13 protein-coding genes are annotated in these 13,200 nt (G+C 66.3%); 2 read left to right on the top strand and 11 right to left on the bottom strand.

The window, feature by feature from the left end:
- Positions 1 to 7: 7 nt before the first annotated feature.
- Positions 8 to 532 (bottom strand): component of SufBCD complex, encoded by a 525-nt coding sequence (locus tag ACK3BB_RS13945; protein WP_428925251.1) that lies wholly within the window; start codon positions 530 to 532, stop codon positions 8 to 10.
- A gap of 477 nt (positions 533 to 1,009) precedes the next feature.
- Here ACK3BB_RS13945 and hemB point away from each other — a divergent pair, with 477 nt between their 5' ends.
- Both hemB and ACK3BB_RS13955 read left to right on the top strand, forming a co-directional pair.
- Positions 1,010 to 2,002 carry a porphobilinogen synthase gene (gene hemB, locus ACK3BB_RS13950; protein ID WP_428925252.1) on the top strand — a complete coding sequence of 331 codons (993 nt, stop codon included), beginning with the start codon at positions 1,010 to 1,012 and terminating at the stop codon, positions 2,000 to 2,002.
- A gap of 341 nt (positions 2,003 to 2,343) precedes the next feature.
- Positions 2,344 to 2,922 carry a YSC84-related protein gene (locus ACK3BB_RS13955; protein ID WP_428925253.1) on the top strand — a complete coding sequence of 193 codons (579 nt, stop codon included), beginning with the start codon at positions 2,344 to 2,346 and terminating at the stop codon, positions 2,920 to 2,922.
- Between the two features lie 100 nt (positions 2,923 to 3,022).
- On the opposite strand, the gene ACK3BB_RS13960 is transcribed toward ACK3BB_RS13955, so the two are convergent.
- The 10 genes from ACK3BB_RS13960 to ACK3BB_RS14005 all read right to left on the bottom strand — a co-directional run bounded on the left by ACK3BB_RS13960 (position 3,023) and on the right by ACK3BB_RS14005 (position 13,194).
- On the bottom strand, positions 3,023 to 3,727 hold the full coding sequence (locus ACK3BB_RS13960) for an ABC transporter ATP-binding protein (protein ID WP_428928740.1): 705 nt from the start codon (positions 3,725 to 3,727) through the stop codon (positions 3,023 to 3,025).
- Complete coding sequence (locus ACK3BB_RS13965; RefSeq protein ID WP_428925254.1) at positions 3,724 to 4,482, bottom strand: ABC transporter ATP-binding protein; 759 nt, start codon at positions 4,480 to 4,482, stop codon at positions 3,724 to 3,726. Before ACK3BB_RS13965 ends, ACK3BB_RS13960 begins: the two co-directional genes overlap by 4 nt.
- Complete coding sequence (locus tag ACK3BB_RS13970; RefSeq protein WP_428925255.1) at positions 4,479 to 5,762, bottom strand: branched-chain amino acid ABC transporter permease; 1,284 nt, start codon at positions 5,760 to 5,762, stop codon at positions 4,479 to 4,481. The genes ACK3BB_RS13965 and ACK3BB_RS13970 overlap by 4 nt, the downstream gene beginning before the upstream one ends.
- Complete coding sequence (locus ACK3BB_RS13975) at positions 5,759 to 6,715, bottom strand: branched-chain amino acid ABC transporter permease (protein ID WP_428925256.1); 957 nt, start codon at positions 6,713 to 6,715, stop codon at positions 5,759 to 5,761. The genes ACK3BB_RS13970 and ACK3BB_RS13975 overlap by 4 nt, the downstream gene beginning before the upstream one ends.
- Before the next feature lie 84 nt (positions 6,716 to 6,799).
- Positions 6,800 to 8,044 carry a branched-chain amino acid ABC transporter substrate-binding protein gene (locus tag ACK3BB_RS13980; RefSeq protein WP_428925257.1) on the bottom strand — a complete coding sequence of 415 codons (1,245 nt, stop codon included), beginning with the start codon at positions 8,042 to 8,044 and terminating at the stop codon, positions 6,800 to 6,802.
- A gap of 413 nt (positions 8,045 to 8,457) precedes the next feature.
- Positions 8,458 to 9,267, bottom strand: coding sequence for an IclR family transcriptional regulator (locus ACK3BB_RS13985; RefSeq protein ID WP_428925258.1), 810 nt, complete (start codon positions 9,265 to 9,267; stop codon positions 8,458 to 8,460).
- 6 nt (positions 9,268 to 9,273) lie between these two features.
- Complete coding sequence (locus ACK3BB_RS13990; protein WP_428925259.1) at positions 9,274 to 10,302, bottom strand: phosphotransferase family protein; 1,029 nt, start codon at positions 10,300 to 10,302, stop codon at positions 9,274 to 9,276.
- A 9-nt stretch (positions 10,303 to 10,311) separates the two neighbouring features.
- Positions 10,312 to 10,974 (bottom strand): histidine phosphatase family protein, encoded by a 663-nt coding sequence (locus tag ACK3BB_RS13995; RefSeq protein ID WP_428925260.1) that lies wholly within the window; start codon positions 10,972 to 10,974, stop codon positions 10,312 to 10,314.
- Between the two features lies 1 nt (position 10,975).
- Entirely contained in the window at positions 10,976 to 11,998 is a 1,023-nt protein-coding gene (locus ACK3BB_RS14000; protein ID WP_428925261.1) for an NAD(P)H-dependent flavin oxidoreductase, read from the bottom strand.
- Positions 11,998 to 13,194: an acetyl-CoA C-acyltransferase gene (locus tag ACK3BB_RS14005; protein WP_428925262.1), complete on the bottom strand. Its 1,197-nt coding sequence runs from the start codon at positions 13,192 to 13,194 to the stop codon at positions 11,998 to 12,000. Before ACK3BB_RS14005 ends, ACK3BB_RS14000 begins: the two co-directional genes overlap by 1 nt.
- Positions 13,195 to 13,200 lie beyond the last annotated feature (6 nt).

A 13,200-nucleotide genomic window follows, 5' to 3' on the forward strand; every position in this document is an offset into this window, starting at 1 on the left:
GGGCCTGTCAGCCCAGCACGCCGATGGTAAGGTTCTGATACATGCCCCAGAGCGCGGTGACAAAGATTGCCAGCGTGCCGATCATCTGGGTCTGCAGGCGGTGGCGCATCAGGCGGCGCACCAGGGCCTCGCCGGTCAGCGCCTCGCGGTCGATATGGCGCGCCGTGCGCAGGCTCAGCAGGGCCACGCCGGACATCGGCGCCATCAGCAGCACAACGGCCTGGGCGAATTCGATGCCATAGGCAAAGCCCAGCAGGGCCAGGGTCGAGAGCACGAAACAGGCCAGGCCCAGCAGCCACAGGCCCGAGACATCGGCGATATAGAGCAGCCGGTTGGCATAGACCCGGGTGATGTCCTGCAGGTCCTGCGCGGCCTGGCCGCCGACCCGGCGCGCCCGCATGACCATGTCATAGGGAATGCCCATGACCCAGTGAGAGGCCGAGGACCAGACGACCGCCAGCACGATCCAGAACCACAGGTTCGAGAACGACCGCATGTCGATCAGCTCGAAAATCGCCTTGTACCAGTCCACGGCCGCCCGTCCCCAACATCGCTCGCCCGGTCTAGCGCCTGCGCGCGGAATTTCCTACCGAAGGTAGAGGTTTCCCCTCATGCCATCGCCCCGGCACGAGTGCAAGCCGCCTGCGCCTGTCCCGACCGGTCCGGCCGCCGGCCCGTGGTTCCTGTGATTTGGTTCATGGCGCGCGAATTGGCCGATGCCCGTGGCGGGCGGTGATGGTCTTGCCCTCATAGGTCACCCAATGCCCATGCAGCTTGACCATGGCCTTCGGCACCCGGGTCGGACCGCGTCCGTCTTGTCCCCGGACACGAAGACATGCCGCAGCCGCCAAATGTGTCCACGAGGTCGCCTTCCGCACCTCCCGCGGTCCGTCACCGAGCCACCGCCCCGCCACCCGTGTTACCCCGTGCCGCAGGGCTGGCCGCCTTGCCCGTGGGCGCGTTCCGTGCCACCCATGGCCCAACCATTCCCACCCAGCCGAGGTCAGCCATGATCCCCAATGTCGCGTCCTATCCCGCCGCCCGCCTGCGCCGCACCCGCCAGTCGCCGGGTATCCGCGGGCTTGTCCGGGAAAACGCGCTGAAGGCCGAAGACCTGATCTGGCCGGTCTTCGTGCGCGACGGCGAGGGCATCGAAGAGCCGGTGCCCTCGATGCCCGGGGTCGTGCGCCGGTCGGTCGACCTGATCGCCCAGGCCGCCCGCGGGGCCTATGACAGCGGCGTGCCGGCCATCTGCATCTTTCCCTATACCGCCATCGAGGACCGCACCGAGGATTGCGCCATGGCCTGGTCGCCCGACAACCTGGCCAACCGGGCGATCCGCGCGATCAAGGCCGAGGTGCCCGAGATGGTGGTCATGACCGACGTGGCGCTCGACCCCTACAACATCAACGGCCATGACGGCTTTGTCGTCGATGGCGAGATCGTCAACGACCGCACGGTCGAGGCGCTGGTGCGCATGGCGCTGGCCCAGGCCGATGCCGGGGCCGACATCATCGGCCCGTCCGACATGATGGACGGCCGCATCGGGGCGATCCGCCAGGCGCTGGAGGCCGCCGGGCACCAGCGGGTGATGATCCTGTCCTACGCGGCGAAATATGCTTCCAGCTTCTATGGGCCGTTCCGCGATGCGGTGGGCGCCTCGGGGGCGCTGACCGGCGACAAGAATACCTACCAGATGGATCCGGCCAATTCCGACGAGGCGCTGCGGCTGGTCGCCCGCGACCTGTCCGAAGGGGCCGACATGGTGATGGTCAAGCCCGGGCTGCCCTATCTCGATATCTGCCGGCGGGTGAAGGATCAGTTCGGCGCGCCGACCTTTGCCTACCAGGTGTCGGGCGAATACGCGATGATCATGGCCGCGGCGCAGAACGGCTGGATCGACGGCGACAAGGTCATGCTGGAAAGCCTGATGGCCTTCAAGCGCGCGGGTTGTGACGGGGTGCTGACCTATTTCGCCCCCAAGGTCGCGCCGCTGCTGTGATCACCGGCGCGGCTGCTCCGGCGGCCGCGGCTTTCGGGGGCTTTCGGGGGCGCAGGCGTGGCCGTGCACTGCCCGGCTCACGCGGGCTTGACGGCGCGTGCGGACCGCGCGACGGGGCACAGGGCGCGCAGTCATGCCCGAACACCGGGTCATGCCGGCCGCCCAAGCCACTGACATCATTGCCCCGGCCCGGCCCCCCGGATGCGGGACAGCCGCAGGTGGCACCGACCGGCATGGGCTCGCCAGTCCGATTCGTCGGGTCGTGACAGCGCGGGCCGGGCGGGGTATAAACTGTGACAAGGCCGGGTAACGGCCAGATCAGGCATATCGAGGCACCAGACATGAGCAGCATCTTTCCTCCGCCCCTTTCCCGGCGCGGCTTTACCCTTGGCGCCCTGGGCGGCGGCGCGGCCCTGCTGGCCGGTTGCGGCAACGGGGTGGGTTCGACCGGGGACGTGACCATCGACGCACGGGTCGATGCCACGCTGAACGAGCTTTACAATTCCTATCCCAACACCATTGCCATCGCCGAGAAGGCCAGCGGCATGCTGGTGATGCCCCTGGTGACCGAGGCCAGCTTCTGGGTCGGTGGCGGCTATGGCCGGGGCGCGCTGCGGGTCGGCGGGGCGACGGTCGATTATTATTCGACGGCCAAGGCCAGCGCCGGCGTGCAGTTCGGGGCGCAGCAATATGCCCACGTGCTGTTCTTCATGACCGAGGACGCGCTGAACGAATTCCGCCGGGGCACCGGCTGGACCGTGGGGGCGGACGTGGAATACGTGCTGCTCGACCGCGGCGACGGGCTGAACGCCGACAGCAACACCCTGCGCTCGCCGGTTCTGGCCGCGGTCTTCGGCCGGGCGGGCCTTTTGGTCGGCGCCTCGCTCGAAGGGGCGAAATACACGCGCATCATCCCCTGATCCGCGCCCCCGGGCGGGCCGAGGAAGGGGGCGCTGCCCCCGTCCTCCGTTGGAGGACTTCCCCGGGAATACTTGGAAAGAGAAAGAAGCAGGAGGTGGTTCAGACTTCGAGCCATTCCTTGCGGATGTCCTCGCGGGCGCGCAGTTCGGCCGGGGTGCCTTCGAAGACGACCTGGCCGTGGCCCATGACATAGACCCGGTGGGCGATGTCGAGGGCGATGGCGAGCTTCTGTTCGACCAGCAGCGTGGCGATTCCGCGCCGGGCGATTTCCTGGAGCAATTCGGCCACGCGCTGGACCATCTGGGGCGACAGGCCTTCGGTCGGCTCGTCGATCATGATCAGATCGGGATCGCCCATCAGCGTGCGGCACATGGTCAGCATCTGCTGTTCGCCACCCGAGAGCACCGAGGCCTCGACATCGGCCCGGTTGGCCAGGTTTTCGAACATGTCGAACATGTCCTGCATCGACCAGCGCCCTGCCCCGTCCTTCTGGCCCGGCTTCAGCCCGAGGTTGAGGTTCTGGCGGGTGGTCAGGCCGGGAAAGATGTCGCGGTTTTCCGGTACATAGCCGATGCCCAGGTTGGCGATTTCATAGGCCTTGCGGCCGGCGATGTCCTGGCCCTTGAAGCGCACCGTGCCCTGGGGCGGGACCTCGCCCATGATGGCCTTGCAGGTGGTCGAACGGCCCACCCCGTTGCGGCCCAGCAGGGCCACGATCTCGCCCTCGGCAATGGACAGGTTCACGCCCTGCAGGATGTGGGACTTGCCGTAGAAGGCATGCATGTCGGTGACGTCGAGCATCAGTGTTCCGCCTCCAGCGCGGCGCCGAGATAGGCCTCCTGGACCCGTGGATTGGCGCGCACCTCTTCGGGCGCGCCGGTGGCGATGATCTCGCCGTAGACCAGCACCGAGATGCGATCGGCCAGGCCAAAGACCACGCCCATGTCATGTTCGACCATGACCAGGGTCTTGCCCTCGGTCACGTCTCGGATCAGCTCGACGATGTAATCGGTTTCGGAATGGCTCATGCCGGCGGTGGGCTCGTCGAGCATGATCACGTCGGCACCGCCGGCGATGGTGATGCCGATTTCCAGCGCGCGCTGTTCGGCATAGGACAGCAGGCCCGCCGGTATGTCACGCCGCCGCGCGAGGTTGATCTGGTCGAGGATGCGCTCGGCGCCTTCGTTCAGGGCGCGCGACCGGGCGACCATGTTCCAGAAGGAATAGCGATAGCCCATCGACCACAGAAGCGAGCAGCGGACATTTTCGAAGACCGTCATCTTGGGAAAGATGTTGGTGATCTGGAACGAGCGCGACAGGCCCATGCGGTTGATCTCGTAGGGGGCCTTGCCGCGCAGGTCATGGCCATGCAGGGCCACCACCCCGGCGGTCTGGGGGAAGCGGCCGGTGATCAGGTTGAACAGCGTCGACTTGCCCGCGCCGTTGGGGCCGATCACGGCATGGCGCTCGCCGGGCATGATCTGAAGGTCGACGCCGCGGATGATCTCGGCCTGGCCGAAGCTCTTGCGCAGATTGGTGATTTCGAGCGCGGCGGTCATGGGCGGGCTCCGGTGTCGGTATTGGCTTCGTGCCAGGTTTCGGCCAGTTCGGGCGCGCCGCGTTTGGCCAGCCAGAAGCCGCCCAGGGCCAATGCGCCCGAGACGATCCAGGGCAGCGGGTTCTTGTGCGAGAAGGTCATCCAGAACAACGTCATCTGGTCATCGCCGATGGCCGCATGGCGGGCGTGGAACAGGATCTCGATGAAGCCGGCCGTGGCCAGGATGCAGATGGCCGCGGGGATCAGGGTCTTGATGTAGGGTTTGACCAGCAGGTGCAGCTTACCCAGCAGCAGCGGCGGCATGTGCATCATCAGCACGCCGGCCAGCCCGCCGGGGAAGAACATCACCGTGGCCACGAAGAGCGCGCCGACATAAAGCGCCCAGAGCTCGGTCTGCAGCGACAGGACGGTCTGCAACAGGGTAAAGACGATGGCCCCGATGATCGGCCCGAAGAAGAAACCGACCCCGCCCAGGAAGGTCACCAGCAGGATCGATCCCGAGGTTGCCAGGTTGAGGTTTTCCTCGGTCAGGATCTCGTAGTTGATGGCGAATAGCCCGCCGGCGATGCCCGCGAAGAAACCTGCCGCCACGAAGGAATAGAACCGGACCCAGCGGGCCGAATAGCCCAGGAACTCGGCCCGTTCGGGATTGTCGCGCACGGCATTGGCCATGCGGCCCACCGGCGTGCGCGAGAACAGGAACATCAGCAGCGCCGACAGGACCAGCCAGAAGGCGGTGAGGTAATAGACCTCGATCTGGCTGAGGAACTCGATGCCAAAGACCGGCAGGCCGTAGGTGCGATCGCCGCTGATGCCTTCCTCGCCGCCGAAGAACACGACGATGATGACCGAACAGGCCGCGATCAGCTCGCCCACGCCAAGCGAGATCATGGCAAAGACCGTGCCCGCCCGGCGGGTCGAAAAGGCGCCGACGATCAGCGCCAGGCCCATACCGAAGAACCCGCCGAAGATCGGCAGCAGGGGCAGCGGCAGGATGCCGAAGAACTGGTCCCAGTTCATGATGTGCACGCAGAGGAACCCGCCGACCCCCATGTAGACCGCATGGCCGAAGGACAGCATGCCACCCTGCCCCAGCAGCATGTTGTAGCTGAGTGCGAAGATGATCGTGATGGCCATCTGGTTCATGATGGTGATGGCCGAATTCGAGGTGAAGACAAAGGGCATGACGGCCAGGAAGGCGGCGGCGATCAGCCAGGGCAGCGCCCGGGCCAGGGTCACGCCGGAGCGGTCGAAGGCGGCGGAATGGGTGGTCTCGGTCATGCGTCACGCTTTCCGAACAGGCCGTAGGGGCGGAAGATCAGGATCAGCACCATCAGCAGGTATGGCAGGATGTCGGCGATCTGGGGCGACGTCAGGGTCCACAGATCCTGCCAGGCGCTGTCCCAGATCGGGTCGGGCTTGGTCAGGCCCATCCAGGTGAGCAGGTCCTCCATCCGCATGTCATAGGCCTTGGCGAAGGTGGTCATCCAGCCGATGATCAGCGAGGCGACAAGCGCGCCGCCAAGGCTGCCCAGCCCGCCGATGACGATGGTGACAAAGACGATCGAGCCCAGCACGACGGCCATGCCCGGAAAGGTCGACAGCACCGGCCCGGCGATCACCCCGGCGACGCCCGCCAGCGCGGTGCCCACGCCGAAGACGCCCATGAAAACCAGCGGCACGTTGTGACCGAGCGCTTCGACCGTGCGGGGATAGCTGAGCGCGGCCTGGATGATCATGCCCACGCGGGTCCTGGTCAGCACGTAGAGCAGCCCGCCGAAGATCAGCAGCGACAGGAAGATCATGAAAACCTTGTAGAGCGGGATGGTGTTGCCGGCGATGGCAAAGGCCGCGCCTTCCAGCACCTCGGGAATGGCATAGGGCACCTGGTCCTTGCCCCAGATGAACTGCACGACCTCTTCGATCAGCAGCGCCAGGCCGAAGGTAAAGATCAGCTCGGGCACGTGGCCGTATTGGTGCACCCGCCTCAGCCCGTAGCGTTCGACCCCGGCGCCCAGCAGGCCGACGACCAGCGGCGCGACCAGCAGGCCCATCCAGAACCCCAGGTAGACCGAGATCTGGTAGGCGAAATAGGCCCCCAGCATGTAGAAACTGGCATGCGCAAAGTTCAGCACGCCCATCATCGAAAAGATCAGCGTCAGCCCGGCCGATAGCATGAAGAGCAGGAGCCCCGTCACCAGCCCGTCGATAAGGTTCACCAATACCAGGTCCATGCCCCGGTTTCCCCCCTTCACTCGTTTGTCTTGCAGGTCGATGCGGGTCCGCGCCGCGCCATGGGGCGCGGACCCCGCCGGCGATCAGGGCCGGCGCATCTTGCAGGTCGTCGGGCTGTCCTTGCCGGCCATTTCGACCCGGCTCTCCAGGTGCTGGCCAAAGCCCGAATTGTCGAGGTCGAACTGGATGTCCTCGTCGGTATGCACGGTGATCAGCACGTCCTGGATCAGCTGGTGATCCTCGGGCCGCATGTAGAGCGACCCGCCCCACATGCTGTCGAACTCCATGCCTTCCAGCGCCTCTGCCACGGCCACGACATCGGTGGCCGTGCCGGCCTCGTCGATGGCCTTGGCCAGCATCTCGATCACGTTGGTGATGCGCGTCTGGCTCATGTTGCCATCGGGATACTTGGCCTTGAACGCCGCGATGTATTCGGCGGCCGTGTCGGTGGGCGGCGGGTTTGTCTGGCCCTCGGTCACAAGGCGCAGCTTGTCCTTGCCCTGTTCGCCAAAGGCCGCGGTGATCCCGTCGGCGGCGGCGTAGTAGGTATAGATCGGCCCGTCAAAGCCGTTCTCGATCACCGACTTGCCAAGGTTCAGCATGTCGGCGCCCCAGTTGCCGGTGATGATCACATCCGCGCCCGACGACACGATCTTGCGCGAATAGGGCGTGAAATCCTTGACCTTGCCGATCGGGTGCAGCTCGTTGCCGACGATCTCGATGTCGGGCCGCTTCTCGCCCAGGAATTTCGACGCCGCGGCCGAGACCGCCTTGCCAAAGCTGTAGTCCTGGCCGATCACGTAGACCTTGGTGATGCCGTCATCCTCGGCGATGATGTCGGTCAGCGCGTCCATCTTGATGTCGGCATTGGCATCGAACCGGAAATGCCAGAAGTTGCATTTCTCGTTGGTCAGGGCCGGATCGACGGCCGAGTAGTTCAGGAACAGCACCCGGTCGTCGGGGTTGCGCCTGTTGTGCTTCTCGATGGCATCGGTCAGCGCATTGGCCACGCCCGAGCTGTTGCCCTGGACGATGTAGCGGATGCCCTGGTCGATGGCGACCTGCAGCTGGATCAGGGATTCCTTGGGGCTGATCTTGTTGTCGAACCCCACGACTTCGAACATGTCGCCACCCAGCACGCCACCCTTCTTGTTGACGAGCTCCTCGGCGGCGAATTCGTATTGATGCAACCCGTTGGTTCCGGTGCTGGCGAAAGGCCCGGACAGAGGGTCGATGAAGGCGATCTTGACGGTATCGGCCTGCACGGCAGCGGCAGACAATACACTAGCGATCACGGCCCCGAGGCCGATCCGCATGGTCTTGCGCATGATGTTTCCTCCCTTGGATGCCCTGCCGCCCTTATGGCTCCTCACGGCGGGACATGGGCAAAGCCTTGCATAACCGCTCGCAAAGTCAAGCTTTGCGCGGGTCGTGACGTAGGGTCGAAATTTAATTGCGCTGCCCTGTGCAGTGGCAGCATTTCGGCTGTTTCGAGTGCATCAGAAACAGCGCGCAAGGTATTGTTATTAGGGCTTATAGTTGTCCAGGTCGAGTGGATAACTTTGCAACGCCCGCGCGGCATTTCCCGGCCAAATCCGGCCGAAACGGGCCTGGAAACCGCCCCTGCACCGGGCGCCGAAACCATCCCGAAAGAGCGTGTCAAAATGGAACCCACCGGCCCCGACTTCACCGCATCTTCCGCAGAGCGGAACAATGTCCCGCTGGGCTCAAATGATTGATTTCACGCCGAATCGGGCGAAAAGGGTCCCAGGCTCTGGGCGGCGGCGATCAGGCGTGGTGCATAGGTGCCTTCCAGCTCTTCGGGCGAGACATGGAATGACGGCCCGCCCACGTTCAGCCCCCAGACACGCCGCCCGTCCAGCGAGGTGACGGGTACGGCAATGCCGTTCACATCGGCCCGCCATTCGCCATAGCCGGTGACATATCCCCGGCTGCGGAACTGGTCGCGTGCGGTGGCGATCTGGTCGCGCCGCTCGCCGTCGCCGTCCGGGTCCTCGTCGGCGGCCCGGGCAAAGATCCGCGCCTGTTCCTCGGCCGGCAGCGCGATCATCATCGCCCGCCCGATGGCCGAGCGAAAGAGCGGCAGGCGCGAGCCCACGTGCAGCTGCAACGAGATATCCTCGCCCGAGGCCAGCACCGCCACGTAGATCGCGTGGAACCGGTGGCGTTCGGCCAGGGCGGCGGTGGTATAGGTGTTGGGCCCCGATTGCAGGTCCTTCATCACCGCCTGGGCCCGCTTGGTCATCTCCATCCCGGCCAGCACGCCATAGCCCAGCTGCAGCACCCCGGCGCCCAGCCGATAGCCCCCGCTGCGCGGGTCGACGGCCAGGTAATCCAGCTGGCACAGCGTGTAGGTCAGCCGCGAGACGGTGGGCTTGGGCAGGCCGGTGCGCAGCGCCAGGTCGGTGTTGGTCAGCTCTGTCTCGCCCGGCTTGAAGGCCCGCAGCAGGTCCAGCCCACGCGCCAGCGCGGTGATGAAGTTGCGATCCTTCTCGGGATCGTCGGGAACTGCGGTCAGGTCGTCATCCATGGCGGATCATCCGTTCAATGCCTTCAATCCGCCCTCGGCAAAGGCCGGCACGTACTTGCCCAGCGTCATGGCGCGGTCCGGGTTCGATGCATTGCCGTCCAGCGCCCGTTTCAGGACGCCCTGCACGATGGCCGCCATGCGGAAGAAGCAGAAGGCCAGGTAGAACCCGAAATTGTCGATACCCGATATGCCCCGTCGCTCGCAATACATCGCCACGAACTCGGCATCCGACGGCAGCCCCAGCGCCACACGGTCGATCCCGGCCAGCCCGCGGCCCTCGGTGCCGGCGGGCATCTGCCATTGCATGATGACGGCGGCCAGGTCGGCATAGGGATGGCCGATGGTCGACAGCTCCCAGTCCAGCACCGCCCGGCAGACCGGCCGGTCGGCATCAAAGATCATGTTGTCGATGCGGTAATCACCATGGACCAGCCCGCGCTGGCCGTCATCGGCGGGCATCGCCCGGCCCAGCCCGTCGATCAGCGCATTCATCGCCGGCACATCCACGGTTTCCGAGGCGCGGTACTGCTTGGTCCAGCGCCCGATCTGGCGTTCGTAGTAATTGCCCGGCGGTCCATAATCGGCCAGCCCCACCGCGGCCACGTCGACATCATGCAGCGCGGCCAGCACGCGGTTCATGTCGGTGATCACCGCCGCGCGGGTGGCATTGGTCTCACCCTGCATCACCGGATCGAAGAAATTGCGCCCGGGCACGTGGTCCATCACGTAGAAGGCCGAGCCGATCACCGCGTCATCCTCGCAGAGCAGGTGCATCCGCGCGACCGGCACGTCGGACCCGGCCAGCGCCTGTTGCACGCGAAATTCGCGATCCACGGCATGGGCGGATTTCAGCAATGTTCCCGGGGGCTTGCGGCGCAGAACATAGTCATGCGCCGGGGTCTTGAGCAGGAAGGTCGGGTTGGATTGGCCGGTCTGGAACTTGCGCGCCTCGATCGGGCCTTCGAAGCCCGGCAGATGCTGGGCCAGGTAGGCCCCCACGGCCCCGGTGTCGAGCGTCTGGGTATCGGTCGTCATCGCAGCCCCTCAGCTATAGGTCATCAACGGCGCCCCATCGGGCGTCATGAAATGCGGCACGGCATTGAATTCGTTCAGAATGAACCGCCCCGATCCGGTAAAGATGAACCGGGTCACCGAGGTGTTGCGCACCTGCAGGTTCAGGGTGATCATCATCGCGTCGGGCGCGTCCAGGCAGGCGGCGACCAGCCGGCCGATCGGCCCGCCCGAACTGACCGCCAGCACGCAATCGGCCCCCGGCCGGGTGGCATGGCGGCGGGCGGCCTCGACCCTTTGGGCAAACTGCGCCCAGCTTTCACGCGCCCCGGCCAACCCGCCGGCCTGCCAGTCACCCAGCGTGTCGCGCAGGGTGCGGAAATGCGCCTTGCGGTCGCGCAGGACCATGTCGGGCACCGCCCCGCCGAAACGCTGGTGCAGCAGGTCGTGGAAATCGTATTCGTCGAAGCCGGCGTGTTCCTCGGGCGCACCGTCAAAGCCCATATGGGCCAGCGTGTCCTTTTGCCGGGTCAGGCTGCCGGTGATCAGCCGGTCGGGCCGCAGCCCGGCCCGGCGCAGCACCTCGCCCAGCAGGCGCGACTGGGCCACGCCCTGGTCGGACAGCTGATCATAGCCCCCGGCCCCGGCGCTGCCGAACCGGGCCTGCCCATGGCGCACGACGATCAGCTCGGCCATCTCAGCCCCCGTCGGCCCCGGTGCCACCGGCAAATTCGGCGGCCAGCCGCGCCCCGGCGGCACGGTATTCGGCCCCGATGCGCTCGGCCAGCTCGCCTGCGCCGGTCACGGCGCGCACGTCGCCGATCCCCTGGCCCGACCCCCAGATCGTCTTCCAGGCCTTGGGCTTGGAGGAACCGTCGCCGAAATTCATCGACGAGGCATCGGCCGATGGCAGGTCATCGGGATCCAGCCCGGCATTGCGCACCGACCCCTTGAGGTAATTGCCATGCACCCCGGTGAAGAGCGAGGAATAGACGATATCCTCGGCCCCGCTGTCGACGATCATCTGCTTGTAGGCCGCATCGGCATTGGCCTCGTGCGTGGCGATGAAGGGCGATCCGGCATAGCCGAAATCGGCCCCCACGGCCCGGGCGGCCAGCAGGGCCGCGCCGCTGGCAATGGCCCCCGACAGCAGCAGCGGGCCGTCGAACCAGTCGCGGATCTCGCGCACCAGGGCAAAGGGCGATTGCATCCCGGCATGACCGCCCGCGCCGGCGGCCACGGCGATCAGCCCGTCGGCGCCCTTGTCGATGGCCTTGCGGGCAAAGGTGTCGTTGATCACGTCATGCAGGGTGATCCCCCCGCAGGAATGCGCGGCCTCGTTGACCTCGACCCGCGCGCCAAGCGAGGTGATCCAGATCGGCACCTCGTGCTTCACGCAGATCTCGATGTCGCGTTCCAGCCGGGCGTTCGACCGGTGCACGATCTGGTTGACGGCATAAGGCGCGGCGGGCCGGTCGGGGTTGGCCTGGTTGTGGCGGTCCAGCTCTTCCTTGATCCGCGTCAGCCAGGCATCCAGCAGCGGCGGCTCGCCCTCGCCCTCGCGGGCATTCAGCGCGGGAAAGGACCCCACGATGCCCGCCTTGCACTGGGATATGACCAGCTCGGGGCCCGAGATGATGAACATGGGCGAGCCGACAAGCGGGGTGCGCAGCCCCCGCAATTGCGCCGGCAGGTGGCTTTCGTCGCGGGACCAGCCCATCAGAGCACCTCGAAGAGGCCGGCCGCCCCCATGCCGCCGCCGACGCACATGGTGCAGACCACGTATTTCGCCCCGCGCCGCTTGCCTTCGATCAGCGCCGTGCCGACCATGCGCGCGCCCGACATGCCATAGGGATGGCCGATGGAAATCGCCCCGCCGTTGACGTTCAGCAGCTCGTCCGGGATGCCCAGCGTGTCGCGGCAATAGAGCACCTGCACGGCAAAGGCCTCGTTCAACTCCCACAGGCCGATGTCGTCCATCTTCAGCCCATGCGCCTCAAGCAGACGGGGCACGGCAAAGACCGGGCCGATGCCCATCTCGTCGGGTTCGCACCCGGCGGCCATGACCCCGATGTAGCGGCCCAGCGGCTCCAGCCCCTGCCGCTCGGCCAGGCTGGCCTCCATCACCACGGCGGCCGAAGCCCCGTCGGACAATTGCGAGGCATTGCCGGCGGTGATGAAGCCGCCTTCCTTGATGTGGAGGCCGTCCTTGAACACCGGTTGCAGCCCGGCCAGGCTGTCGGCCGTGGTGCCGGGGCGGTTGCCCTCGTCCTTGGCCAGCGTGACCTCGTGTTCGGTGATCTCGCCGGTCTCGCGGTTCTGCATCTTCATGACCGTGGTCATCGGCACGATCTCGTCATCCAGCCGGCCGGCCTGCTGGGCCTCGTGGGTGCGGGCCTGCGACTGGGCGGCATAGGCGTCCTGGGCCTCGCGGCTGATGCCATAGCGCGCGGCGACGGTTTCGGCCGTCTCCAGCATGGTCATGTAGATCTCGGGCTTGGTGGCCACCAGCCCCGGGTCGCGGCTGACCCGCATGTCGGGGGTCTGGACCAGCGAGATGCTTTCCACCCCGCCGCCAACGGCCACGTCCATGCCATCGGTCACCACCTGCTTGGCCGCGGTGGCAATGGCCATCATGCCGCTGGCGCATTGGCGGTCCAGAGACATGCCCGCCACGGTGACCGGCAGCCCGGCGGCCAGCGCGCCCTGGCGGGCGATGTTGCCCCCCTGATGGCCCTGCTGCAGGGCCGAGCCCACGATGCAATCCTGCACTGCGCCCGGCTCGATCCCCGCGCGTTGCACGGCATGGGACACGGCATGGCCCAGCAACGCCTGGGGCGTGGTGGCATTGAATGCCCCGCGGTAGGCCTTGCCGATGGGGGTGCGGGCGGTAGACACGATAACGGCGTCACGCATGAAAGA

The sequence above is a fragment of the Marinibacterium sp. SX1 genome, assembly GCF_050389775.1.
Lineage (GTDB): Bacteria > Pseudomonadota > Alphaproteobacteria > Rhodobacterales > Rhodobacteraceae > Marinibacterium.

What these genes read in the sequence shown, in the direction of transcription:
- hemB (WP_428925252.1), top strand. Translation starts at nt 1,010, where the DNA reads ATGATCCCCAATGTCGCGTCCTATCCCGCCGCCCGCCTGCGCCGCACC.
- ACK3BB_RS13955 (WP_428925253.1), top strand. Translation starts at nt 2,344, where the DNA reads ATGAGCAGCATCTTTCCTCCGCCCCTTTCCCGGCGCGGCTTTACCCTT.
- ACK3BB_RS13965 (WP_428925254.1), bottom strand. Translation starts at nt 4,482, where the DNA reads ATGACCGCCGCGCTCGAAATCACCAATCTGCGCAAGAGCTTCGGCCAG.
- ACK3BB_RS13970 (WP_428925255.1), bottom strand. Translation starts at nt 5,762, where the DNA reads ATGACCGAGACCACCCATTCCGCCGCCTTCGACCGCTCCGGCGTGACC.
- ACK3BB_RS13975 (WP_428925256.1), bottom strand. Translation starts at nt 6,715, where the DNA reads ATGGACCTGGTATTGGTGAACCTTATCGACGGGCTGGTGACGGGGCTC.
- ACK3BB_RS13980 (WP_428925257.1), bottom strand. Translation starts at nt 8,044, where the DNA reads ATGCGCAAGACCATGCGGATCGGCCTCGGGGCCGTGATCGCTAGTGTA.
- ACK3BB_RS13985 (WP_428925258.1), bottom strand. Translation starts at nt 9,267, where the DNA reads ATGGATGACGACCTGACCGCAGTTCCCGACGATCCCGAGAAGGATCGC.
- ACK3BB_RS13990 (WP_428925259.1), bottom strand. Translation starts at nt 10,302, where the DNA reads ATGACGACCGATACCCAGACGCTCGACACCGGGGCCGTGGGGGCCTAC.
- ACK3BB_RS13995 (WP_428925260.1), bottom strand. Translation starts at nt 10,974, where the DNA reads ATGGCCGAGCTGATCGTCGTGCGCCATGGGCAGGCCCGGTTCGGCAGC.
- ACK3BB_RS14000 (WP_428925261.1), bottom strand. Translation starts at nt 11,998, where the DNA reads ATGGGCTGGTCCCGCGACGAAAGCCACCTGCCGGCGCAATTGCGGGGG.
- ACK3BB_RS14005 (WP_428925262.1), bottom strand. Translation starts at nt 13,194, where the DNA reads ATGCGTGACGCCGTTATCGTGTCTACCGCCCGCACCCCCATCGGCAAG.